The 22,826-nt window shown below is 65.3% G+C and carries 19 protein-coding genes; 7 read left to right on the top strand and 12 right to left on the bottom strand.

Annotated elements, in window-relative coordinates; translation table 11 throughout:
* Window positions 1-5: 5 nt before the first annotated feature.
* Window positions 6-455: a gluconate 2-dehydrogenase subunit 3 family protein gene (locus I6F28_RS08020; RefSeq protein WP_225139654.1), complete on the top strand. Its 450-nt coding sequence runs from the start codon at window positions 6-8 to the stop codon at window positions 453-455.
* A gap of 90 nt (window positions 456-545) precedes the next feature.
* On the top strand, window positions 546-1,565 hold the full coding sequence (locus I6F28_RS08015) for a S1C family serine protease (protein ID WP_225139653.1): 1,020 nt from the start codon (window positions 546-548) through the stop codon (window positions 1,563-1,565).
* Window positions 1,566-1,621: 56 nt separating this feature from the next.
* On the opposite strand, the gene I6F28_RS08010 is transcribed toward I6F28_RS08015, so the two are convergent.
* Window positions 1,622-5,098 (bottom strand): indolepyruvate ferredoxin oxidoreductase family protein, encoded by a 3,477-nt coding sequence (locus I6F28_RS08010; protein ID WP_225139652.1) that lies wholly within the window; start codon window positions 5,096-5,098, stop codon window positions 1,622-1,624.
* 163 nt (window positions 5,099-5,261) lie between these two features.
* Here I6F28_RS08010 and I6F28_RS08005 point away from each other — a divergent pair, with 163 nt between their 5' ends.
* From I6F28_RS08005 to I6F28_RS07995, 3 genes are all read left to right on the top strand, one after another.
* Entirely contained in the window at window positions 5,262-6,215 is a 954-nt protein-coding gene (locus tag I6F28_RS08005) for a hypothetical protein (RefSeq protein ID WP_057026814.1), read from the top strand.
* 327 nt (window positions 6,216-6,542) lie between these two features.
* Window positions 6,543-7,241, top strand: coding sequence for a cysteine hydrolase family protein (locus I6F28_RS08000; RefSeq protein WP_225139651.1), 699 nt, complete (start codon window positions 6,543-6,545; stop codon window positions 7,239-7,241).
* Window positions 7,242-7,251: 10 nt separating this feature from the next.
* A complete protein-coding gene (locus I6F28_RS07995; protein ID WP_225139650.1) occupies window positions 7,252-8,919 on the top strand; it encodes a regulator in 1,668 nt (555 codons plus the stop codon).
* A 53-nt stretch (window positions 8,920-8,972) separates the two neighbouring features.
* Here the strand turns inward: I6F28_RS07995 and soxA are convergent, their stop codons facing one another.
* From soxA to I6F28_RS07960, 7 genes are all read right to left on the bottom strand, one after another.
* The gene (gene soxA / locus I6F28_RS07990) at window positions 8,973-9,752 is read right to left on the bottom strand and encodes a sulfur oxidation c-type cytochrome SoxA (RefSeq protein WP_225139649.1); all 780 of its coding nucleotides are present in this window, start codon (window positions 9,750-9,752) and stop codon (window positions 8,973-8,975) included.
* Window positions 9,749-10,066 (bottom strand): thiosulfate oxidation carrier complex protein SoxZ, encoded by a 318-nt coding sequence (soxZ, locus tag I6F28_RS07985; protein ID WP_036004317.1) that lies wholly within the window; start codon window positions 10,064-10,066, stop codon window positions 9,749-9,751. Before soxZ ends, soxA begins: the two co-directional genes overlap by 4 nt.
* Entirely contained in the window at window positions 10,066-10,533 is a 468-nt protein-coding gene (locus I6F28_RS07980) for a SoxY-related AACIE arm protein (RefSeq protein WP_036004321.1), read from the bottom strand. The genes soxZ and I6F28_RS07980 overlap by 1 nt, the downstream gene beginning before the upstream one ends.
* A gap of 5 nt (window positions 10,534-10,538) precedes the next feature.
* Entirely contained in the window at window positions 10,539-10,985 is a 447-nt protein-coding gene (gene soxX, locus I6F28_RS07975; RefSeq protein WP_036004323.1) for a sulfur oxidation c-type cytochrome SoxX, read from the bottom strand.
* The gene (locus I6F28_RS07970) at window positions 10,978-12,249 is read right to left on the bottom strand and encodes an NAD(P)/FAD-dependent oxidoreductase (RefSeq protein ID WP_225139648.1); all 1,272 of its coding nucleotides are present in this window, start codon (window positions 12,247-12,249) and stop codon (window positions 10,978-10,980) included. The genes soxX and I6F28_RS07970 overlap by 8 nt, the downstream gene beginning before the upstream one ends.
* A 104-nt stretch (window positions 12,250-12,353) precedes the next feature.
* On the bottom strand, window positions 12,354-14,540 hold the full coding sequence (locus I6F28_RS07965; RefSeq protein ID WP_225139647.1) for a xanthine dehydrogenase family protein molybdopterin-binding subunit: 2,187 nt from the start codon (window positions 14,538-14,540) through the stop codon (window positions 12,354-12,356).
* 12 nt (window positions 14,541-14,552) lie between these two features.
* Window positions 14,553-15,002: a (2Fe-2S)-binding protein gene (locus I6F28_RS07960; protein ID WP_036004329.1), complete on the bottom strand. Its 450-nt coding sequence runs from the start codon at window positions 15,000-15,002 to the stop codon at window positions 14,553-14,555.
* 356 nt (window positions 15,003-15,358) lie between these two features.
* Between I6F28_RS07960 and I6F28_RS07955 the strand changes: the two genes are divergently transcribed.
* Window positions 15,359-16,963, top strand: a complete 1,605-nt coding sequence (locus I6F28_RS07955; RefSeq protein ID WP_225139646.1) for a B12-binding domain-containing radical SAM protein — start codon at window positions 15,359-15,361, stop codon at window positions 16,961-16,963.
* A gap of 4 nt (window positions 16,964-16,967) precedes the next feature.
* Here the strand turns inward: I6F28_RS07955 and I6F28_RS07950 are convergent, their stop codons facing one another.
* On the bottom strand, window positions 16,968-18,356 hold the full coding sequence (locus I6F28_RS07950) for an MFS transporter (protein ID WP_036004335.1): 1,389 nt from the start codon (window positions 18,354-18,356) through the stop codon (window positions 16,968-16,970).
* Window positions 18,357-18,784: 428 nt separating this feature from the next.
* Here I6F28_RS07950 and cax point away from each other — a divergent pair, with 428 nt between their 5' ends.
* Window positions 18,785-19,888, top strand: a complete 1,104-nt coding sequence (cax, locus tag I6F28_RS07945) for a calcium/proton exchanger (RefSeq protein WP_225139645.1) — start codon at window positions 18,785-18,787, stop codon at window positions 19,886-19,888.
* A 157-nt stretch (window positions 19,889-20,045) separates the two neighbouring features.
* Here the strand turns inward: cax and I6F28_RS07940 are convergent, their stop codons facing one another.
* The 3 genes from I6F28_RS07940 to sulP form a co-directional block, all read right to left on the bottom strand.
* Window positions 20,046-20,321, bottom strand: coding sequence for a hypothetical protein (locus I6F28_RS07940; RefSeq protein WP_225139644.1), 276 nt, complete (start codon window positions 20,319-20,321; stop codon window positions 20,046-20,048).
* Window positions 20,322-20,335: 14 nt separating this feature from the next.
* Complete coding sequence (locus I6F28_RS07935; protein WP_225139643.1) at window positions 20,336-20,767, bottom strand: pyridoxamine 5'-phosphate oxidase family protein; 432 nt, start codon at window positions 20,765-20,767, stop codon at window positions 20,336-20,338.
* Window positions 20,768-20,958: 191 nt separating this feature from the next.
* On the bottom strand, window positions 20,959-22,698 hold the full coding sequence (sulP, locus tag I6F28_RS07930; RefSeq protein ID WP_225127480.1) for a SulP family inorganic anion transporter: 1,740 nt from the start codon (window positions 22,696-22,698) through the stop codon (window positions 20,959-20,961).
* Window positions 22,699-22,826: the final 128 nt, after the last annotated feature.

Here is a 22,826-nt window from a genome sequence, read left to right as displayed (position 1 = left end):
GTGTGATGTCCGCAGACAACCAACTGACACGCAGGCAGCGCGACGACCTCCGCGCTGTCGCCGCGATGATCATCCCGGCCAGTGACGAGTACAAGGTGCCGGGCGCCGATGATCCCGCGATCCAGGCCGACATGCTGGCAACGCTCGGTCGCGATACCAAATTGGTGGCGGCGGCGCTGGATCATTTGGCGCGGCTCGCCGGGGGCCCGCTCGCCGAGCTCGATGCCGCCAGACGCGACGCGGTGGTGCACGAGTTTCGGAAGAACGGCGGCGTTGCCGCCGCAACCCTCGTCCGTGTCGTGCTGCAATGCTATTACCGCGATGACCGCGTACTGAGCTCGCTGGGGCTCGAGCTGCGCGCGCCTTTCCCCAAGGGCCATGTGCTCCCAGAGGGGGACTGGTCACTGCTCGATCCGGTCAAGGCGAGAGGTGGCTCGCTGAGGCGCCCGCCCTAGCCATCTGGGCAGCCCGGCGCTGCGCTCCAGGCGGGCCCTTGCGGCGACGGGAACAGGCCACCATCTGTGTGAGCCTCAAGGACTCTTGCCATGTTGGACTTCACATCAGATATCGCCGATGACGCACCGTCACCGCGAACGACGGCGCCTGGCCCGGCCGATGACCGGGCGCTGCTGGACGCCTATTCCAATGCCGTGATCGACGTGACCGACCGGGTCGGGCCCGCGGTCGTGCGCGTCGAGACCGGCCCCAAGGTGTCGAACGGTCGCGAGCGCGGCGGGCTCGGCTCCGGCATCGTGATCTCGCCGGATGGGCTCGTGCTCACCAACAGTCATGTGGTCGGCACGTCGAAGGAGATCCGGCTGCGCGACGTCGAAGGCCATGTCGGCGACGCCCAGGTGCTCGGCGTTGATCCCGATACGGATCTGGCGCTGCTGCGTGCCAATGGCGTGCGGCACTTGCCCTATGCCGCGCTCGGCAATTCCAAGAGCCTGCGGCGCGGCCAGCTCGTGATCGCGATCGGCAATCCGCTCGGCTTCGAATCGACCGTGACGGCCGGCGTGGTCTCGGCGCTCGGCCGCTCGATCCGCTCGGTGAGCGGGCGCACCATCGAGGACGTGATCCAGACCGATGCCGCCCTCAATCCCGGCAATTCCGGCGGGCCGCTGGTGTCGTCGCATGCCGAGGTGATCGGCATCAACACCGCGATCATCAATGGCGCGCAAGGAATCTGTTTTGCGGTCGCCAGCAACACCGCGCAATTCGTGCTGTCGGAGATCATCCGCCACGGCTATGTCCGCCGCGCCTATATCGGTGTCGCCGGGCAGACCGCGCCGGTCCCGCGGCGGCACGCGGTGCTGGCCGGCGTCGAGAACAAGATGGGCGCGCTTCTGATGCAGATCGAGCCGGATGGACCAGCGGCGAAGGCAGGCCTGTTGCCCGGCGACGTCGTGATCAGGCTCGACGGCGTCGAGATCAACGGCGTCGACGATCTGATCCGCGTGCTCGACCGCGACCGGATCGGCCGCCGGCTACCCATGGACGTGCTGCGCCTCGGCCGCCTCCGGGCGATCGACATCGACCCGATCGAGCGCAGGCCGGCGCGCTGAACCGGGCGATGACAGCGAGTGTGTGGCTGACGCGGAGAGGGGCTGGCGCCTAGCCTCTACTCCGCCGCGGCGGCAAAGCGGCTGTTCTCCAGCTCCGCTTCCAGCCGCGCCGTCTCGGCCGCCGCCAGCCTGATGTTGGCTTCCTTGACGTGGCCGAAGCCGCGGATGGTCTCCGGCACGCGCGCAAGCCTTGCCAGCAGCGGGATTTGATCCGGCTTCAGCCCTGTGATCCGCTGGTCGATCATCGCCAGATAATCCGCGATCAATTTCCGCTCAGTCCGGCGCTCCCCGGTGCGGCCGAACGGATCGAACACGCTGCCGCGCAGGAACTTGAGCCTGGCGAGCACGCGGAAGGCGTGGATCATCCAGCTGCCGAACTCCTGCTTCTGCAGATGTCCGGTCGTCTTGTCGCGCTTGGCGAAGATCGGCGGTGCGAGGTGATACTTCAGCGTGAAGTCGCCGTCGAACTTCTCCGAGACTTTCTTGGCGAAGCTGCCGTCGGTGTAGAGCCGGGCGACTTCATATTCGTCCTTGTAGGACATCAGCTTGAACAGGTTCTTTGCGATCGCTTCGGTGAGCTCGGTTGACCCCGCCGAAGCCGTGCTCTCCGCCTTGCGCACCTTGGCGACGGCTGCGAGGTAGCGGTCGGCATAGGCCTTGTCCTGATAGAAGGTCAGGAATTCGGCGCGCGTCGCGATGATATCGTCGAGCGATTTCGCAGGCGCGGACGCTCTTGCCTTGAACTGGAGCACGCTGCGCACGCGCGACATGTCGTGGGCAGCGAGCCGGCCCCAGGTGAAGGCGAGCTTGTTCATCTCGATCGCAGCGCCGTTGATCTCGATGGCGCGGAGCAGGGCCTCCAGCGACAGCGGGATCGCGCCCTTCTGGAACGCAAAGCCGAGCATGAAGGGATTGGTGGCGATGGAATCGCCCATCAGTGCCGCGGCAATGCCTGTTGCGTCGATGATGTCGAGGTTGTTGTCGCCGATCGCGTCGCGGAGCACGGTCTGCATCGCGCCCATCTCGAAATCGAGATCGGGGTTTTGCACGAAGCTCGCGGTCGGCTGCAGATCAGCGTTGATGTAGGCCTTGGTCACGCCGCGCTCGGCGCGGCTCAGCGCCGTCGGGCCCGCGGAGACGATCATGTCGCAGCCGAGGATGACATCGGCGCCGCCGGTGGTGATGCGGACGGCGGAGATGTCCTCCGGCTTTGGGGCGATGCGGACATGGCTCATCACCGCGCCGTTCTTCTGCGACAGGCCGGTGAAGTCGAGCGCCGAGCAGCCGCGGCCGTCGACATGGGCAGCCATGCCGAGCAGGGCACCGATGGTGATGACGCCGGTGCCGCCGATGCCGGTGACGAGGATGTTGTAGGGCCCGTCCAGCTCACGCGCCGGCGGCAGCGGCAGATCCGCGAACAGCTGGCCGGAATCCACAGCCGAGGTCTTCATCCGCTTCAGCGAGCCGCCATGGACGGTGACGAAGCTCGGGCAAAAGCCCTCGACGCAGGAAAAGTCCTTGTTGCAGTTCGACTGGTCGATCTGGCGCTTGCGGCCGAATTCGGTCTCCAGCGGCTGCACCGAGACGCAGTTCGAGGCCTGCGAGCAATCGCCGCAACCTTCGCAAACGAGCTCGTTGATGAAGGCGCGCTTGGCGGGATCGGGATAGAGCCCGCGCTTACGGCGGCGGCGCTTCTCGGCGGCGCAGGTCTGGTCGTAGATGATGACCGTTAGGCCCTTGATATCGCGCAGCTCGCGCTGCACGGCATCGAGCTCGCGGCGGTGGTGGATGGTCGCGCCTTGCGGGAAGTATCCGCCTTGCGGATACTTTGTGGGATCGTCGGAGACGATCGCAAGCCGCTTGACGCCTTCGGCCCAGACTTGATGGGCGATCTGCGCGACGTTGAAGGCGCCTTCGGCGGGCTGGCCGCCGGTCATCGCCACGGCGTCGTTGTAGAGGATCTTGTAGGTGATGTTGATGCCGGCGGCCGAAGCCGCACGAAGGGCGAGCAGGCCGGAATGCGTGTAGGTGCCGTCGCCGAGATTCTGGAAGATGTGATTCTCGTTCGTGAAGGGCGACTGGCCGATCCAGTTCACGCCCTCGGCGCCCATATGCGAGATCAGATCCGTGCGGCGGGTCGGCATGCTCAGCGCCATGCCGTGGCAGCCGATGCCGGCCATGGCGCGGCTGCCCTCGGGCACCCGCGTCGAGGTGTTGTGCGGGCAGCCCGAGCAGAAGAACGGCGTGCGCGCGAGCTTGATCGGCGTGCTGGTCGTCACCGGGTTGTCGAAGGCCTCGAGCCTGGCGAGGCGCTGCTCCAGCACGGGACTGTGATGGCCGAGCTTGCGCAAGCGCGCCACCAGCGCGCCAGCGACGATGGTCGGCGTCAGCTCGCCCTCGCTCGGCAACAGCGGTGCGCCGCGCTCATCGCGCTTGCCGGTGACGGTCGGGCGCTTTGAGGCATCGACGTTGTAGAGGATCCGCATCAGCTGGTCTTCGATGAAGCCGCGCTTCTCCTCGACCACCAGCACGTCCTGAAGACCTTCAGCGAAACGTTTCGCGCCGCTTTCCTCCAGCGGCCAGGTCAAGGCGACCTTGTATATGCGAAGGCCCAGGTCCTGCGCGTCCTTGTCGGTGATACCGAGATCAACGAGCGCCTGGCGCAGGTCGAGATAGGCTTTTCCAGTCGCGACGATGCCGAGCCGCGCAGGCTTGGAATCTAGCACCATGCGGTCGAGCTGGTTGGCGCGGGCGAAGGCCTGCACCGCGGCCATCTTGGGGCCGAACAGGCGCTTCTCAGCCTCGAGCGGCGGATCGGGCCAGCGGATGTTGAGGCCGCCGGGCGGCATCTCGAAATCGTCGGGCACCACGATCTGGATGCGTTCAGGGTCGCTATAGATCGACGCGGAGCTCTCCACGGTCTCGCTGATCGCCTTGAAGCCGACCCAGCAGCCCGAGAAGCGCGACAGTGCAAAACCGTAGAGGCCGAGGTCGAGATAGTCCTGGAGCGTGGCAGGATTGATCACGGGAATCAGCGCCGCCGCGAACACCTGCTCGCTCTGATGCGCCAGCGTCGAGGACTGGCAGCCGTGGTCGTCGCCAGCGAGCGCCAGCACGCCGCCGTTGCGCGAGGTGCCGGCGGCATTGGCGTGCTTGAGCGCATCGACCGAGCGGTCGACGCCCGGGCCCTTGCCGTACCAGATTCCGAACACGCCATCGACCTTGGCTCCGGGAAACAGGCCGACCTGTTGGCTGCCCCAGACCGCAGTTGCGGCGAGGTCCTCGTTCAAACCAGGGACGAAAGCGATGTCGTGCTGCTGAAGGTGCGACTTCGCCCGCCACAACGCGTGGTCGTACATGCCGAGCGGGGAACCGCGATAGCCCGAGATGAAGCCGCCGGTGTTGAGGCCCTGAAGCCGGTCGCGTTCGCGCTGCAACATGGGCAGGCGGACCAGGGCCTGTGTGCCGGACAGGAAGATCCGCTTCGATTCGAGCCGGTATTTGTCGTCCAGCTCGACCTGCAACAGCGTCATTCGGAAGTCCTCGTCTTTCGTTCGGCGGGAGGTTTGCGCTGCGGGAGGAATCGCGGCTGCGCGATGCGAATTGTGACAGTCAAAAGGATGGGCCAGCGAAGTCAATATCGCTGGCCGCATCCGTGGCGCTCCTGCTAGTCATGGCTTGCACGCGGAGAGCGCCATGACTGCAAACGCATTCGACACCGAGATCACGGAGACGGCCGAGGCCCTGATCGGGCCGTGGCGTCAGCCACGCCAGATGCTGCAGGCGCAGACCTATGACGCGCACGCCTCGATCCATGACGACGCCACCGCGCAGAAGCTCGGCTTCAAGGGCGGCACGATCGAGGGCCCGACGCATTTCAGCCAGTTCGCTCCGCTCGGCGAGCGGCTGTGGGGGCAGGCTTGGTTCGAGATAGGCTGCCTTTCAGCACATTACCGCAGCGTCTGCTACGAGGGCGAAGAGGTGCAGGCGATCCTGGCGAAGCCATTGCCCGGCACCCGCCAGTGCCAGATCCAGATGGTCAAGCGCGACGGCACTGAGGTGCTGCGCGGCACGGCATCAGTCGGCGATTTGCCGGTTGCAACGGCGCTCGAGGCGCGCCTTGGCGAGCTCAAGCCGCTCACTGATCCCGTGATCTTGCGCGATGTGAAGGTGGCGCAGACCAGCAAGCGGCAGTCGGTGCGCATGGCGTTCGACCAGAACATGGGCGACCTCTATCCGTTCTCGCTGAGGCAGAAGCTCGCCGTCATCACCGAAAGCTCGCCGTACTATTCGGGCGCGGATAATCCGTGGGGCAAGCCCATCATCCCGATGGAGATGCTGAGCGTGCTGTTCCAGTACCGCTCCAAGGACGATCCGCTGCCGGCCAAGGGCCCGGCCGTCGGCCTGTTCGCCGACCAGGAGATCCGCCTGCTGAAGGGTCCACTTTTCGAGGGCGAGGAATACGAGGTCGAGCGCGAAGTGGTCGCGCTGTCCGGCAGCCGCCGCACCGAAAGCGCCTGGGTCAAGACGCGCGTGTTCGACAAGGCGGGCACGATGGTGGCGGCCATGCTGCTGAACATGGCGACGCTGAAGGAGTCTTACGCCCCGTATGAGGAAGAGCATCGGCAGTTGTATGGGGCGGGGCGGTAGTCCCACTCCCGTCATTCCGGGGCGCGCGCAGCGCGAGCTATGATGCGCAATTGCGCATCAGAGAATCCATCTCACCTCGCGCACTGCCGCCCGATGGATTCCGGGCTCGACGCTTCGCGTCGCCCCGGAATGACGAGCGGAGGCCGCTCATCCTTTAAGCAGATGCACGGCGCGAAGCCGTCGCACAGGGAATAAGCAGACGCCGATCGCCGGCGTAACCTTCTGACCAGACGACAAATTCCCTCGCTACCCGCGCTCAACCGCAATTGTACACAATGGCACGGCGCTTGCAGAACTCCCGCTCAGGAGAGTTCTCGCGGGGCCGTCATGTTGAACTCAGCCAAGCCGACAAGGGGCGTCGTCAGCGCCGAGCCTGAGCCGATAACGCTCGACTGGCCCGCCACCGCGCTCCTCATCATCGACATGCAGCGCGACTTCATGGAGCCCGGCGGTTTCGGCGAGACGCTGGGCAACGACGTCAGCCAGCTCGCGCGCGCGGTGAAGCCGATCGGCGCGGTGCTGACGGCCGCGCGCGACACCGGCATGCTGGTCATTCACACGCGCGAGGGGCATCTGCCCGATCTCTCCGACGCGCCGCCGGCCAAGGTCGAGCGCGGCGCGCCGAGCCTTCGCATCGGCGATCCCGGTCCGATGGGCCGCATCCTCATTCGCGGCGAGGCCGGCCACGACATCATTCCCGAGCTCTATCCGCTCGACAGCGAAATCGTGATCGACAAGCCCGGCAAGGGGGCGTTCTACGCGACCGAGCTCGGCGAGGTCCTGGAAAAATACGGCATCGAGAATTTGCTGGTGTGCGGCGTCACCACCGAAGTGTGCGTCAACACCACGGTGCGCGAGGCCAACGACCGCGGCTATCGCTGCGTCGTCATCGCCGACGGCTGCGCGTCCTACTTCCCCGAGTTTCACGAGATGGGCCTGAAGATGATCAAGGCCCAGGGCGGCATCTTCGGTTGGGTCGCGGATTCAGCCGCAGTTCTGGAGGCAATGAAGGTTTCGACCACATAGGGGTACTATCATGAGCACATTGACGGGGGCGGCCGGCAGTTCTGATCTGAACAAGTCCGACTTCAAGCCGGCGCTATGGACGTCGGGCGACTGGAACGCGTTGTTCGGCTTCGGCACCAACATCCTCGTCAACATGTTGGTGCTCACGGGCCTGTTGCGCTTCGTGCTGAAGATGCCCGACAGCCTCGTGTTCGGCCGCATCCTGCCCGCGCTCGGGCTGATGATGTGTCTCTCCACCTTCTATTACGCCTATCTCGCCTATCGCCTGGCCCAGAAGACCGGCCGCAACGACGTCTGCGCGCTGCCGTCGGGCGTCAGCGTGCCGCACATGTTCATCGTGACCTTCGTGATCATGCTGCCGATCACGCTCAAGACCGGCGATCCGCTCAAGGGGTGGTCGGCGGGCCTCGTCTGGGTATTCTTCCAGAGCTTCATCCTGATGATCGGCGGCTTCATCGCGCCGTTCATCCGCAAGATCACGCCGCGCGCGGCGCTGCTCGGCACGCTCGCAGGGGTCTCCGTCACCTTCATCTCGATGCGGCCAGCGTTAGAGATGTACATGACGCCGCAGATCGGTCTCGTCTGCTTCGCCATCATCCTGGTGAGCTGGTTCGGCGGCGTGAAGTATTGGCGCGGCATTCCCGCGGGCCTCGTCGCAATCGCGGCCGGCATGATCATCGCCTGGGGCTCGAACCTGTTCGGGCTCGGCCTCGGCGGCCTGAGCATCGCGGGCGTCGGTGCGGCCTTTGCGAACTTCGGCTTCTCGGTGCCGATCCCGGCGCTTGGCTACGTCTTCTCCGGCTTTGAATTCCTCGGCATCATCCTGGTCACCGCCATTCCGTTCGGCATCTACGACCTCGTCGAGGCCATGGACAATGTCGAGAGCGCGGAAGCGGCCGGCGACGACTATCCGACCACGCGCGTGCTCACCGCCGACGGCGTCGTCAGCCTGATCGGCTGCCTGATGGGCAATCCTTTCATCAACGCGGTCTATATCGGCCATCCCGGCTGGAAGGCGATGGGCGGCCGAATCGGCTATTCGGCTGCGACCGGCATCATGGTGGTGGTGCTGTCCTGGTTCGGCATCATCTCGGTGCTGCTGGCGCTGGTGCCCGTGGTCGCGATCTCTCCGATCCTGCTCTACATCGGCATGCTGATCGGCGCGCAGGCGTTCCAGACCACGCCGGTCAAGCACGCGCCTGCGATCGTGCTGGCACTGACCCCGCACCTTGCCGCCTGGGCCAAGCTCCAGATCGATACGATGCTGGCCTCGACCATGACTGCGGCAGCAACCGTCGGCGGGATGGCGGCCGACAAGGCCGACGCGGTCAAGACCGCAGCGGTGGCGGCGCTGCCGCAGCAGGGCGTGTTCTATCACGGCCTCGAAGTCATGGGCGGCGGCTCCATCCTCGGCGGCCTCATCCTCGGCGCTATCGGTGTCTTCATCATCGAGCGCGATTTCGAGAAGGCCTCCGCCTTTGCGCTGGTCGGGGCGATCCTGACCTATTTCGGCTTCATGCATGGCGAGGCCGTCGGCATCGGCGGCGGCTTTGGCGTGACCCCCACGGTCGCGCTGGCCTACGCCGTGATGGCCGCCGGCCTGTTCGCGGCCAGCAAGCTCGGCGCCAGCGAACACTATGCCGCGCATCCGGAGATGTCGGCCGCACCGGCGGAGTAGGCCCGGCTTCATTGTTGCGGAACGGCCGGGCGGATGGTCCGGCCGTTGCTGTTTCAGGGCCGCACCGCCGGCGTTTCCATCGGCAGGCCGCGCGCGCGCGACATCAGATAGAGCTCGAGCGCGACCAGCTCGGGCGAGCCGTAATCATAGGCCTGGGCGCGGACACCGCTCATGCAGCTGCGCAGCCGTCGCTCCAGCGAGCCCAGCGTCTGCCATTCCAGTCGATACAGCGGATAGCCGGTCGGCTGTCCTTGCGTGATCGGAGCGCCCGCGAGGCGCTTGTCGAAATTGTCGTCATGGCAGTTGGTGCAGGCAAGGTTGAGCTGGCCTTCGCGCTGCATGAAGAGGTCGCGGCCCTGGTCGACAAACGGCTTGAGCTGCGGATCGTCGCCGGCCGTGATCGGATTGCCACGCGACTGGTGGGCGACGAAGGCGGACAATGCGAGCAGGTCGCGGGTCTCGTAAGGTAGCGGCGTCGCCTGCTGATGATTGGCCCGGCAGAGATTGATGCGCTGGTCGAGCGTGACGGGACGGCCGAGGGCCTTGTCGAAGGCAGGATAACGCGCCGCGACGCCCTTCATGCTGGTGCGCGCATCGCCATGACAATCGGCGCATGCCCTGTCGGCGCTGCCGGTCTTCTTCTTCCACAGCTGCTCGCCGTCGAGCACGAACAGCATGCCGGGATTGGCGGTGTCGTCGTCCTGCATCGCCCGGGTGTCCGGGCCCATGAAGGCATAGCCGGAGCGGCGCGCATCGGGCGGGATCTCTGCGGCGAGCAGGGCTGGGCCTGTGACGAGGAATATCGCCGCCGCTATCGCGCGCCAAACAATCATTCGACCCTGATCGATGCCGATGCGGTGGACGAATAGCCGTTGTCGCCGATCCACTCGAACTCGAACTTGCCGCTCTCCTTGGCCACCGTGAAGAACGACAAATATGGGTTCGCCGCGATCGCCGGAAACAGGTCGGCACGAAAGATTTCGGCGCCGTTGTAGCGGCAGATGAAGCTCGTGATGATGTCGCGCGGCACGAGCTTGCCGTCCGCGGTATGGCGGAATCCTGTTTCCATGATGTGCGAGGTCAGCGTGCGGATCTCGATGATCTCGCCGCGTTTGGCTTTCGAGGGAACGTTGATGAGGGCGGCCATCAGTTCATCTCCTCGGTGCAGGCCGCCAGCGTCACGACGACATCGGCGGCAACCTGCCAGAACGTGTCGTCGGACAGGCGCGCGATCGCGACCACCTTCTGGGTGTCGGCGAGCCGGATCCGGGTCGAGACCTGGGCTCGGCCGGAGGAGGGACCAAGATAGAAATTGCCGATGTTCGGCTGCGGGTTCTTCTCGTTGAAGACGTGGATGCTCTTGACGTGGTCGTCCGCCGTCATCGGGCTTGCAACGCTGACAGTTATCGGCACCGTATTGCCGTTCTCGACCAGCGGCGGAATGTCGAGCCTGATCCTGCCGCTGCGAAGCTGGGCTTCGCCGACGAGGTTACGGATCGCAGCGTTGAGCATCGCCGGCGTCGCTTGAAGCGGCCGCAGCGTCACGATCGGGACCGTGCCGGCGACTGTCACGCCTCCGGCGAGGTTCAAGAATTGTCGTCGCGTGGTTGGCATGAAACCTAGTCCCGAAGCGTTGCAAGAAAAGCCACGATGTCCTCGATCTCCGCAGCCGACAGGATCGGCTTGCCGGCGAAGTTGCGTCCGACGCGGACGAGGCCGTCGTTGCGATAATAGGACGGCATGATGGTGTCCGGATTGAAGCGCGAGGCATCGACCAGTCGAAGCCGCAACTGGCTCGCGGACCACCGGTTCCCGGCACCGGCAAGATCAGGCGCGAGGTCGCCCTGGAACCGCGTTTCCGGAAATGGGCCGGAATGGCAGAGGATGCAGGTCGTCGTGCGTGCGAGCACCAGCGCGCGCCCACGCGTGGCATCGCTGGGCGAGCCGGTGAGCGAGGCGGGAATGCCGTCGCCGACGATTGTGTAGGGCACGAGCTCGTCCGCGCTCGCGCTGCAGGCGAGGCTGGCAGAAATCAGCGCTGCGATATGGATCGGTGCTCTAGCCAAAGGTGTCCGCCGTGATGGTTTCAAACCAGCGCTCGGCCTCGTCCGCCTCGCGGGCGCGCAATTCGCGCGGCGCGTCGACCGGGCTGGTGGCGCCGCCCTCGACCTCGGCGAAGATGTCGCCCCTGGGCTCGTAATTGCCGGCCAGCGAAAAGCCGTAACCGGGCGCGACGACGTTGTAGCAGACGCCTGTCAGGCGTGGCGCCTCCGGTGCGCGGCCTGCAAGGAGATTCATGATCGCTCCAGCACAGGCCTTGCCTTGCGCGCTCGCAGCGGATGCTGATTTGGGAATGCCGCCGCCGAGGCAGGCATCGCCGATGACGTGGACGTTCGAAACGAGTTTCGACTCGAACGTGACGGGATCGATCGGGCACCAGCCCGTCGCGTCCGCAGCGCCCGCGATGGCGGCGATGCGCCCCGCGCGCTGCGGCGGGATGACGTTGGCGACGTCAGGGGTGTAGTTGCCGAACTCCGTGACGATGGTTCGCATCGTCGGATCGACCGAGGTGACGCGGCCGCCTTGCGACAGTGCGACGCGCTCGATCATGTCGCCATAGAGCTCCTTCCACGCTTTCTCGAACAGCCGCTGCTGAGAGAACGCGTCCTTGGCATCGAGGATCAGAACTTTCGACCGCGGCTTTCTCGACTTCAGGTAATGCGCGATCAGGCTCGCGCGCTCGTAGGGCGCTGGCGGGCACCGGGAAGGATTGGCCGGGATTGCAATGGCGATCGTGCCGCCGTCCGCCATCGCTTCCAATTGCCGGCGCAGCAAAAGCGTTTGCGCGCCGGCCTTCCAGCCGTGCGGCATCGTCTCCGGCGCGGCACCGTCGTAGCCGGGCAGGGCTTCGAGATGGAAGTCGATGCCGGGCGAGAGCACGAGGCGGTCATAGCCGAACGTGGTGCCATCCCCCGTCGTCACACGACGCGTTTGCGTGTCGATGCCCGTCGCAGCCTGGATGACGATGCTGATGCCCCCGGCGGCAAGCTTGTCATAGCCGAACTGCTGCGCCTCGATCTCGCGCAGGCCCGCGATCACCTCGTTGCTGAATGGACAGGAGATGTAGGTCTGGTTCGGCTCGATCAGGGTGACCTGCAATTTAGCATCGGCGCGCGCGAGCGCGCGGGCGCAAGCCGCGCCGCCGAAGCCGCCGCCGACCACGACGACGCGGCCCGCCGATTGCGCGCGCAGGATCGAAGGGGCGGCGAGCGATGTAGCCGCGACGGCGATGCCGAGGACGGCATTCCGCCGCGTCACCGGCGCATTCATGAGACCTGTCCGGAAAATGCTGCGGCGGCCGATACGGCCGCCGCGATTTGTCCTTTGAGCATGATCTTTTCGGACAACCGCTCCACGCTTCTCCGGATCATGCTTTACGCGAAGGTGATGTTCTGGTCGCGCAGCGGCACATGGCGGATGCGCTTGCCGGTCGCGGCGAAATACGCGTTCAGCACCGCCGGCGCCGCGATGCCGATGGTCGGCTCGCCGACGCCACCCCAGAACCCGCCGCTCGGCACCATCACCGCCTCCACCTTCGGCATCTCGTTGATGCGCATCGAGTTGTAGGTGTCGAAGTTGGTCTGCTCGATCTTGCCGTCCTTCACCGTGCAGCCGCCGTAGAACAGCGCGGAGAGGCCATAGACGAAGGAGCCGGCGACCTGCCGTTCCACTTGCGCCGGATTGACGACGTAGCCCGGATCGGTGGAGGCGACGATGCGATGCACCTTTATCTTGCTGCCCTCTGTCACCGAGATCTCGGCGGCGCCGGCGACATAGCTGCCATAGCCCATCACCTGCGCGATGCCGCGATAGACGCCTTGCGGCGCCGGCGTGGTCCAACCGATCTTCTCGGCAACCGCATTGAGCACCGCGAGGTGCTTGGGGTGGTTGCCCATCAGCTTACGACGGAATTCGAGGGGGTCCTGGCCTGCGGCATGGGCGAGCTCGTCCATGAAGCATTCCATGTAGATCGCGTTGTGGTTGACGTTGACGCCGCGCCAGAAGCCGGGCGGGACGTGCGGGTTGCGCATCGCATGCTCGACCAGAAGGTTCGGCACCGAATAGCCGAATGCGGCTTCGCCGGATTGGGCGACGCCCTGGAATGCCGCGGGATCCATGCCGTTCTGCAACGCTTCGGGGCGGAGCGAGAACAGGATCGATTGCCCGGACAGGCGGTAGTGCAGCGCGATCAGGTTGTTGTTGGCATCGAACGCGCCGGTCATCTTGCACTGGGTGATCGGGTGATACCTGCCGTGCGCCATGTCCTCTTCGCGCGACCACAGCAGCTTGATCGGCGTGCCCGGCATCTGCTTGGCGATCATGACCGCCTGGCGGACATAGTCGGTCTGGCCGCGCCGGCCGAAGCCGCCGCCTGGCATCACCTTGTGCACGTCGCACTTCTCGGCCGGCAGGCCGGACGCTTCCAGCACCGCTGCAAACGCCGCCTCGCCGTTCTGCGTCCCGCACCAGACCTCGCATTTGTCGGCCGTGTAGAGCGCGGTGGCGTTCATCGGCTCCATCGTGGCGTGGTTCTGGTAGGGATAGGAGTAGACGGCTTCGACCTTCTTGGCCGCACTGGCAATCGCGGCCTTCGCGTCGCCGTTCTTGTTGCCGACATAGGCCGGCTGCGCATTGTCGAGGCCCTCGGCCAGCCACTTCGCAATCGACTCGCTGGAGACCTTGGCGTTGTCGCCTTCGTCCCAGACGATCGGCAGCGCCTCCAGCGCGGTCTTGGCGTGCCACCAGGTGTCGGCAACGACCGCGACCGCGGTATCGCCCACCTTGACCACCTTCTTGACGCCTTTCATGTTGGCGATCTTGGCTTCGTCAAAGCTCTTCAGCTTGCCGCCGAACACCGGGCAGTCCTTGATCGCAGCGTTCAGCATGCCCGGCAGCTTGACGTCGACGCCGTAGATCATCGCGCCGGTGGTCTTGTCGGCGGTGTCGAGCCGATTGACGCCCTTGCCGATCAGCTTCCAGTCCTTCGGATCTTTCAGCTTGACGTCCGCCGGCGGCGTCAGCTTCGCCGCAGCTTCGGCGACCTTGCCATAGGTCGTGGTCCGGCCCGAGGGCGTATGGGTGATGATGCTGTTCGCGGCCCTGCATTCGGACGCCGGCACTTTCCATGCGTCGGCTGCGGCCTGGATCAACATCACGCGCGCGGTGGCGCCGCCCTTGCGGACATAGTCCTGCGAGGAGCGGATGCCGCGGCTGCCGCCGGTCGAGAAATCGCCCCAGACGCGCTTGCGCGCGACGCTCTGGCCGGGCGTCGGATATTCGGTCGTGACCTTGGTCCAGTCGCATTCGAGCTCCTCGGCAACGAGCTGGGCGAGGCCGGTCAGCGAGCCCTGACCCATCTCCGAGCGGGCGATGCGGATCACCACGGTGTCGTCGGGCCTGACCACGACCCAGGCGCCGATCTCCGGCGAGCCGTCGGCGGCGCGGACCACGGCGGGGCCGCCGAAGGGCAGGTCGAGGCCGATGGCAAGGCCGGCACCGACCGCAGCGGTGCCGATGACGAAGGCGCGGCGGTTGAGCCGCGGCGATATATGCTTGTTCATGTGGGGATTTCCTTACGCGCTCGCGATCGTGTGGATCGCCTCGCGCACCTGCTGGAAGGTGCCGCAGCGGCAGATATTCGTGATGGCCTCGTCGATGTCGGCGTCGGTCGGCTTCGGCTTCTCGTTCAAGAGCGCGGCCACCGCCATGATCATGCCGCTCTGGCAATAGCCGCATTGCGGCACGTCCTGGGCGATCCAGGCCTCCTGCACCTTGTGCAGCGTATTGCCCGAGGCGAGCCCCTCGATGGTGGTGATCTGCTTGCCCTCGGCCTCGCTGACCGAGATGCCGCAGGAGCGCATCGCAACGCCGTCGAGGTGAACCGTGCAGGCACCGCATTGTGCAATGCCGCAACCGTATTTGGTGCCGGTCAGGCCGGCATTCTCGCGGATCGCCCAAAGCAGCGGCGTATCCGGCTCGACGTCGAGCGTGAAGGGTTTTCCGTTGATTGTTAGGTTTGCCATCGCAAGTCCCCTGATTGGCCCAATCCACCGATTGAACTCAGGGGCGCAATGTGTGCGGCAAACTGGAACGGTTCAAATCAACAGTCCGAGGTTCAAATCAACAAACCGAGCGCGACCAGGGCGCATGGCCCCCGCTCTGGGTATGGACCGGGACGCCGTTTTGGCTCATCCCTTCGCAATCGATTCGGGTTGAGGCCTTGTTCCGAGGGCGCCAATCCGCGGCTTGAGGCGACGTCCGGCTGTGAATGCCGGTTCCAGGGCCCCGCGCGGCTTGCGCTGCGGCGACAGTTTGTCCCTATTGCCGGGGTGCAAGTCGCGGGCGCTTTGGTACACTGCGCCGACGCAAAAGGAGTTCCATGAACGTGCCGAGTCCCTGCAACGTACTGATGCTCTACCCGCTGTTCTCGGCAGAGTCCTTCTGGACCTTCGGCGAATCCTGCAAAGTGCTGGGCGTCAAGCGCCCGGCCGCCCCCCTGGGCCTGATCACCGTCGCCGCGATGCTGCCCGAGAGCTGGACCGTCCGGCTGGTCGATTGCAACACCGCGCCGTTCGGGGAGGAGGATCTCGCCTGGGCCGACGTCGTCTTCACCGGCGGAATGTTGCCCCAGCAGGCCGACACGTTGCGTCTGATCGAGCTCTGCCGCGCTGCCGGCAAGCCGGTCGTGGTCGGCGGACCCGACCCCACCTCGAGCCCCCATATCTATGAACGGGCCGATTTCCGGGTGCTCGGCGAGGCCGAGAGCGTCATGAACGAATTCATCGCGGCCTGGGAGAGCGGCGCGCGATCCGGCCTCTTCACCGCACCGAAGTTCCAGGCTGACGTCACCAAGACGCCGGTGCCGCGTTTCGACCTGCTCAAGTTCGAGGACTATCTCTATCTCGGTGTGCAATATTCGCGCGGCTGTCCGTTCACCTGCGAATTCTGCGACATCATCGAGCTCTACGGGCGCGTGCCGCGGACCAAGACGATCGAGCAGATGTTCGTCGAACTCGAGACGCTCTACAAGATGGGCTATCGCGGTCATCTCGACTTCGTCGACGACAATTTCATCGGCAACAAGAAGTCGCTGCGGCAGTTCCTGCCGAAGCTCGCCGAATGGCAGCGCACGCACGGCTATCCGTTCGAATTCTCCACGGAAGCCTCGGTCAATCTCGCCGACGACCCGGAGCTGTTGGAGCTGATGGGTGCGGCCAATTTCTTCGGCATCTTCGTCGGCATCGAAAGTCCGGACCCGGCGACGCTGGTCGCGATGCGCAAGAAGCAGAACACGCGGCGCAACATCGCCGAGAGCATCCACAAGATCTACGCCGCCGGCATGCTCGTCACCGCGGGCTTCATCGTTGGCTTCGACAACGAGAAGGTCTCGATGGCGGAGGCGATGATCGACTTCATCGAGGAGGCGGCAATCCCCGTCGCCATGGTCGGCCTGCTCTATGCCTTGCCCAACACGCAGCTCACGCGCCGGCTGGAGCGCGAAGGCCGGCTGCATTCCGGGCACGACGTGGCGCCGACGATTGGCGCCGATCAGTGCACGGCGGGCATCAATTTCGATCCGGTCCGCCCGTTGCGCGACATCCTGACGGACTACAAGCGGGTGCTGGAACACATCTACAGCCCGGCGGCCTATGCAGCACGTGTCGACCGCCTGATGACGCTGCTCGACCGGTCGAGGCAGCGTTCCGAGCTTGCCGAAGGCGATATCCGCTCCAAGCTCGGAGCCATGGAGACCGTGCACAAGGTGGTGTCCGCGCTTCCTGAGGCGCGGGGGCCGCTCTGGCAGACCTTCATGAACTGCGCCAAGCGCGACACGTCGTCCGCACGCATCGCCGTGCAGATGATCGCGGCCTATGCGCATCTCGGACCGTACTCGCGCAAGGTCATCGCGGCGATCGACCAGCGCCTGGCCGCGCTGGACAACGAGGCCGTCTCTCCTGTGGCTGTCGGCGTGACGGCGGCCTGAGGCCTTACTTCACCGCGAGCCGCAGGAAGCTCATCACGCTGCCGAGCGCGGCAAAGCCCGCGCCGAGCGCCAGCGCCAGCGTCGCGCCCTCGTGGCCAGCGAGTGCGAAGCAGGCGGCGGCGAGCGCCGCGCCAGTGGTCTGCCCAGTTAGGCGCGCGGTCGCGACGATGCCGGAGGCGCTGCCGCTGCGGTGCGGCGGCGCGCTTGCCATCACCGCCTTCATGTTCGGCGCCTGGAAGAAGCCGAAGCCCATGCCGCAGATCACCATCCGCCAGATGATGTCGGCAATGGCGGGATTGGGCGGCAGTGTCGCGAGCAGCGCCATGCCGAGACCCAGCAGGACGAGGCCGATGCCGCCGAGCAGCCCGACGGCATGGCGGTCGGAGAGGCGGCCTGCGATCGGCGCCATGATGCCGACCACCAGCGGCCAGGGCGTCATGAAGAAGCCGGTCTCGACCTGCGAGCGGCCGAGCACATCCTCGAAATAGAACGGCAGCGAGACGAAGGCGAGGCCTTGGACGGCGAAGGAGCACACCGCCGTTGCCGCCGACAGCGCGAACATCGGCCTGGCGAACAGGTCGATCGGCAGCATCGGCGCGGGATGATCGGCGTGGCGGCGGGTCAGGATCACGCCGAGCACGAGGGCTGTGACCAGCTCGATGCCGACCACGAATGGCGACAGATTGTGCGCGGCGCTGCCGATGCCGGTGATGAACAGGCCGAGGCAGGCGGTGGCCAGGATCGCGCCGAGCAAGTCGAAGCCGTGATCGGCGCGCGGGGTCTTCGGCAGCATGGCAAAGCCGATGCCGATGGCGATGAGGCCGAACGGGATGTTGACGGCGAACAGCCACGGCCAGGGTCCGAAGGCGAGGATGGCGGAGGCGATCGAGGGTCCGAAGGTGAAGGCGGTCGCGACCACGAGCGCGTTGTGACCGAAGCCGCGGCCGAGCATGCGGCCGGGATAGACGAAGCGCACCAGCGCCGTGTTGACGCTCATGATGCCGCTCGCGCCCAGCCCTTGCAGCGTGCGCGCCAGCAACAGGCTGTCGAGCGACCATGCCACCGCGCAAAACAGCGAGGCAATGGTGAACAGGATCAGGCCGCCGAGATAGATGCGCTGGTGCCCGACGATCTCGCCGAGCGCCCCGAGCGGCAAGAGCGTCGCCACCAGCGCGATCTGGTAGACGTTGACGACCCAGACCGACTGCTCCGGCGTGACGTGCAGGTCGGCGGCGATGGCCGGCAGGGCGATGTTGGCAATGGCAGTGTCGAGCGAGGCCATCGCGAGCGCAGTGAAGATTGCGGCAACCGCCCAGCGCCGCTGCGTCGACGGAAGACCGTCGGCGGTGGGATTGTCGGGCTCGCGCGCGGCGGCAGGTAACGTGATCGTCATTTTTGTTGGCGCGCTGCTCCGGCGGCGTAGCCATGGGGGACGTTCGGCATGTACTACGGAGGCGCCGGCTTCCACAGGCGCAAGCTTGCATGCTGTGTATGCGCGAAGGTCAGGCGATGCGGCTGCGCTGCGAGCGCAGGGCGAGGCCAAATGAAGAAAGTCGAAAAACAACCCCATGCACAGTAGAAGGCCCTTTGATCGACAAGGCATTTTCCCGCCGTGTCGCAAACGGCGGTCGCAGCCGCGATCAGGTTGACCCGTCGGGCAAAACACTGGCAGGATGCCAGCGTGCCAGCGAGCGGTCGGGAGCAGGCCGCATGCGCGTCCTGCGCGCGCCGCCTCCACCACGCCGACCTTGAGACAGATCAACACTCGACCTGCGCGGCCGCCTGACCTTTCCATCAGCGCATCGATGGAAGGGCGGCCACATGCAGACTTTGCTCAGGGAAATCCGGAATACCCCTTTGCTCTGGATGCTGGCCTTCGTGCCCATCGTGCTGGTGGCCGAGGCGGTGGCGCCGCATTCCCATACGCTGCTGTTTGTGCTCGCGGTGCTGGCCATCGTTCCGCTCGCGGCGCTGCTCAGCCACGCCACCGAGGCGGTTGCCGCCAAGACCGGCGATGCCGTGGGCGGATTGCTCAATGCAACGCTCGGCAATCTGACCGAGCTGATCATTGCCATCACGGCGCTGCGCGCCGGCCAGTACATGCTGGTGAAGGCCTCGATTGCGGGCGCGATCGTCACCAACGCGGTGTTCATGCTGGGCGCCTGCCTGCTCCTCGGCGGCCTGCGCTATCATGTGCAGGAATATAACCGCGCCGGTGCGCGGCTTTCGTCCGGCCTGTTGCTGATGGCGACCGTCGCCTTGCTTGCGCCTTCGGCGGTCGCCGATCTCGACCACCTGCCGCAGGGCGGGGGCATCCTCAACAAGCTCAGCCTCGGCATTTCGGTCCTGCTCATCACAGCTTACGGGCTCGGCCTGTTGTTCTCGCTGCGAACGCACAAGGAATTGTTTGCAAGCGCCGGTCACGGCGACGGCGACAAGGAGGCGCACTGGCCGATCGGAACAGCCGTCGGCACGCTGCTGGTCGTCACCGTGCTGGTCGCGCTGGTCAGCGAGATCTTCGTCGAATCGGTGCAGAAGGCGGCGGAAACCTTCGGAATGAGCCCGGCCTTCGTCGGCTTCATCGTCGTCTCGCTGGTCGGCGCCGCCGCGGAATTCGCGGTGGCCTTCGCCGCGGCACGCAAGGACCGGCTCGACATGGCCGTCAGCATTGCGCTCGGCAGCGCCTCGCAGATCGCGCTGTTCGTCGCACCCGCTTTGGTGCTGCTCAGCTATGTCGTGGGGCCGAAGCCGATGGACCTGCAGTTCTGGCCGGGCGCGGTCACCATGATGATGATCGCGACGGTGACGTCGGCCTTCATCACGGCCAGCGGGCGCTCGGCCTGGTTCGTCGGCGCCCTGCTGATCTTCATCTATGCGGTGTTCGCGCTGACGCTCTACGTGGTCCCGCCGGCGGGGCAGGGGTGAAGTTCGGTGCCCCTCGATCTCGCTCCGGTAGGCTATTGGTCGTACGAGAAAATGCCGGCTCCAGGCCGCGATCGTCGGCGTCAGCCCGGGTGCATGGCGGCGCGATGCGCAGGGAGCAGCAAACCACGAAGGTTAGGCGTGCTTCGTCGAACCCACCTTACGGCACAAGCGTGATGAGCTCGTAGACGACGACCGCAGCGCCGAGGCAGCGCCGCCAGGGATTCACGCCGCGGATGATCTCGTCGGCGCCCCAAATCATCAGTCCGCCTTTCAAGACGATTGTCAGGGCGACGCTGGCTCTTCCCGCGGAAGGCCAGATCCAAAGCAGAAGGCCCGCGACGATCACGATCCATAGGATGAGGTTAGGCCATTGCGCGATGGTGATGGCACCGGTTTCGCGGCTCCTGAAGAACCAATCGAGGAATCGGCGCACGATCACCGCGTCGGTCAGATCACGACCTCACCCTCTTCGCGGCCCGTCCAATAAGTGATGCGCTTGGCTTTGACCTTGATCAGGACGATGCCCGGCGTATCGATGCCGTTGTCGAACCACTTGTCGAGGTCGCTGGTCCAATGCTGTTGGAAGGCGGCCTTGTCGCGGATCAGCTCGGCAGTCCCTTCGGCCGCGAGGTAGATTCCCTTCGAGAATAGGCCCGCCTCCGATGAGAATCCGAGCGCTACCTTGGGATTTCGTTGGATGTCCGATACCGTTCGCGCCTGTTCGTAGGTGAAGTAGTACGAGGTGCCGTCGTAGGCGACGTCGCCGTTGTTGCTCATCGGACGGTTGGCAATCTCGCCGTTCTCGGTGTGCGTCGAGAGAATGGCGATGTCGATGCCGGCCATTTCCTTTGAGATTTCGGCGAGCGATTTCTTGGGCATGAACTTTCCTCCAGTGGAGCGGAGGCAACGATTGGATTGGGCCCATGTTCCCCGAAGACGGGCACGAAGTGCGCGCCCGCGGTTCAGCAATGACTCGCTTATTGCCGGCGGCGGTCTGGCGGTTGGCCGCCATGCTCGCCGAAAATGGCCGCAGGTGCGGCCCTGCGCTGGTTGTCGCGCTGGCCGGCTCGTCAAGACCCGACGTGACGACCGACCTCGACCTGATCCTCCCAGTCCTCCCATTCGACATTGTTGATGTGGAGGTAGCTCGAGACGGCCGAGCCGATGGTCGGAAAGAACTGGGCTTCGCCGACCTGCGCATACAACCCGAACCGCTTCAGCTTGTCCTTCACGGGATCCTTCAGCTCGGCAAAGCAAAGTTCGATGCTCCTGACGTGGAGCGCCTCGTCCAGTTCGGCAATTGTGTCGCAGGCGGTGACGTCGACGCTCGTGACCGGTTCAGCGGCGACGACCAGCCAGCGCACGGGTGTCGGCGATTGCTCGACCGCGGCCAGAATACGTTCCTTGAAGAACTCGGCATTGGCGAAGAACAGCGGCGCGTCCCAGCGGAACAGCACTAGTCCGGGTATCAGGCGGGCATCGGGATATCTCGTGATGTCGTGATAGCCCTTGACGCCCTGCGCCCGCCCAAGAATTGCGGAGTGCGGACGCCAGCCGTCCCACAGAAACTCGGCAATGGCGACCGCGATGGCGAGGCCGATTCCGGGAATTGCGCCGAGCACGGCTACGCCCACGAAGCACAGCACGGTCAACCAGAATTCCCAGCGCTGGATCCGGTAGATTCGTTTGAGATCACTGATCTCGATCAGGCCGATTGCGGCTGCGATCACCACGGCGGCCAATGCGGCATTCGGCAGGTGCTGCAACAAGTTTGGCGCAGCCAACAGAAGGAACGCGATCGCAAACGCGCCGACGACACATGTGAGCTGGGTGCGGGCGCCGGCGGCTTCGGCAACGGGCGTGCGCGAGGAACTGCTGCTGATCGGGAAGCCCTGGAAAAAGCCGGTCGCCAGGTTGGCCGCGCCGAGGCCCACCATCTCCTGGTTCGGATCGACCTTGTCGCCCAGACGAGCAGCATAGGTTCGCGACAACACGCTGGTATCGGCGAACGAGACCAGAGCGATGGCGCAGCCGCCGGCCAGCACGGGGATCAGATCGCCATAGCCGATCCTGGGAATGGAGAAGGCCGGCAGACCTTGTGGAAGTGGCCCCAAGACTTTCACACCATAACCAGTTCCCAGATCAAGGAGTGAGACGACAAGGGTCGCTCCGACGACGGCAATCAGGATTCCCGGCAGTCGCTTGCTGTCCTTGAGCAGCAGGATGACGATCAACGTACCAAATCCGACTGCGAATGCGGCCCAATTGATCTTGCCATCACCGATCCCAACGGCGATCGCCCATAGGTCTCTCAGCGGTCCTTCGCTTTCGATCGAGAAGCCGAGCAGCTTTGGCAACTGGCTGATCAAAACGGTCAGCGCGATCCCGTTCATGTAGCCGTACCGTATCGGCTTGGACAGCAGCTCCGTCACGAACCCTAACCGTGCGATGCCGGCCACAATGAGCACCGTTCCCGAAACGAGCGCCATCATGGCGGCAAGCATTGCGGCGCGGACCGGATCGCCGCCGGACAGGGGGACGATGACGCCGAGGATGACAGCTGCCAGCGCCGAGTCCGGTCCGAGCACGATGATGCGGCTCGGACCGAACATCGCGTAGGCCAGAAGCGGGACGATGGTCGCGTAGAGGCCGTGGATGCCCGGCAGACCGGACGCCACGGCATAGGCAATTCCGACCGGGACAAGCATGGTCGCCAGCACGAGACCTGCGAAGACATCATGCCGAAGCCAGGCCGCTTCGTAGTACCGAAGCGTATCGATCCCGGGCACCCAACGCGTCCAAACGTTCACCGCGCGCACTCCAAAGGCCGGTCGCCATGCGAAGCGATCGCCGGTCAACAGACGATCAACACGGATATCTGCAGTCACGTGTCGGCTCGCCGATAGCGCGCGACGATCTCGCAACGACTCGACCACTC

Origin of the sequence: Bradyrhizobium sp. NBAIM14, assembly GCF_020193895.1 — a bacterium.
In the GTDB taxonomy this organism is placed as follows: Bacteria; Pseudomonadota; Alphaproteobacteria; order Rhizobiales; family Xanthobacteraceae; genus Bradyrhizobium; species Bradyrhizobium yuanmingense.
The sequence above is the reverse complement of the archived record's forward strand: the minus strand, read 5'-3'. Positions and strand labels throughout refer to the sequence as shown.

What these genes read in the sequence shown, in the direction of transcription:
- I6F28_RS08020 (WP_225139654.1), top strand. Translation starts at nt 6, where the DNA reads ATGTCCGCAGACAACCAACTGACACGCAGGCAGCGCGACGACCTCCGC.
- I6F28_RS08015 (WP_225139653.1), top strand. Translation starts at nt 546, where the DNA reads ATGTTGGACTTCACATCAGATATCGCCGATGACGCACCGTCACCGCGA.
- I6F28_RS08010 (WP_225139652.1), bottom strand. Translation starts at nt 5,098, where the DNA reads ATGACGCTGTTGCAGGTCGAGCTGGACGACAAATACCGGCTCGAATCG.
- I6F28_RS08005 (WP_057026814.1), top strand. Translation starts at nt 5,262, where the DNA reads ATGACTGCAAACGCATTCGACACCGAGATCACGGAGACGGCCGAGGCC.
- I6F28_RS08000 (WP_225139651.1), top strand. Translation starts at nt 6,543, where the DNA reads ATGTTGAACTCAGCCAAGCCGACAAGGGGCGTCGTCAGCGCCGAGCCT.
- I6F28_RS07995 (WP_225139650.1), top strand. Translation starts at nt 7,252, where the DNA reads ATGAGCACATTGACGGGGGCGGCCGGCAGTTCTGATCTGAACAAGTCC.
- soxA (WP_225139649.1), bottom strand. Translation starts at nt 9,752, where the DNA reads ATGATTGTTTGGCGCGCGATAGCGGCGGCGATATTCCTCGTCACAGGC.
- soxZ (WP_036004317.1), bottom strand. Translation starts at nt 10,066, where the DNA reads ATGGCCGCCCTCATCAACGTTCCCTCGAAAGCCAAACGCGGCGAGATC.
- I6F28_RS07980 (WP_036004321.1), bottom strand. Translation starts at nt 10,533, where the DNA reads ATGCCAACCACGCGACGACAATTCTTGAACCTCGCCGGAGGCGTGACA.
- I6F28_RS07970 (WP_225139648.1), bottom strand. Translation starts at nt 12,249, where the DNA reads ATGAATGCGCCGGTGACGCGGCGGAATGCCGTCCTCGGCATCGCCGTC.
- I6F28_RS07965 (WP_225139647.1), bottom strand. Translation starts at nt 14,540, where the DNA reads ATGAACAAGCATATATCGCCGCGGCTCAACCGCCGCGCCTTCGTCATC.
- I6F28_RS07960 (WP_036004329.1), bottom strand. Translation starts at nt 15,002, where the DNA reads ATGGCAAACCTAACAATCAACGGAAAACCCTTCACGCTCGACGTCGAG.
- I6F28_RS07955 (WP_225139646.1), top strand. Translation starts at nt 15,359, where the DNA reads ATGAACGTGCCGAGTCCCTGCAACGTACTGATGCTCTACCCGCTGTTC.
- I6F28_RS07950 (WP_036004335.1), bottom strand. Translation starts at nt 18,356, where the DNA reads ATGACGATCACGTTACCTGCCGCCGCGCGCGAGCCCGACAATCCCACC.
- cax (WP_225139645.1), top strand. Translation starts at nt 18,785, where the DNA reads ATGCAGACTTTGCTCAGGGAAATCCGGAATACCCCTTTGCTCTGGATG.
- I6F28_RS07935 (WP_225139643.1), bottom strand. Translation starts at nt 20,767, where the DNA reads ATGCCCAAGAAATCGCTCGCCGAAATCTCAAAGGAAATGGCCGGCATC.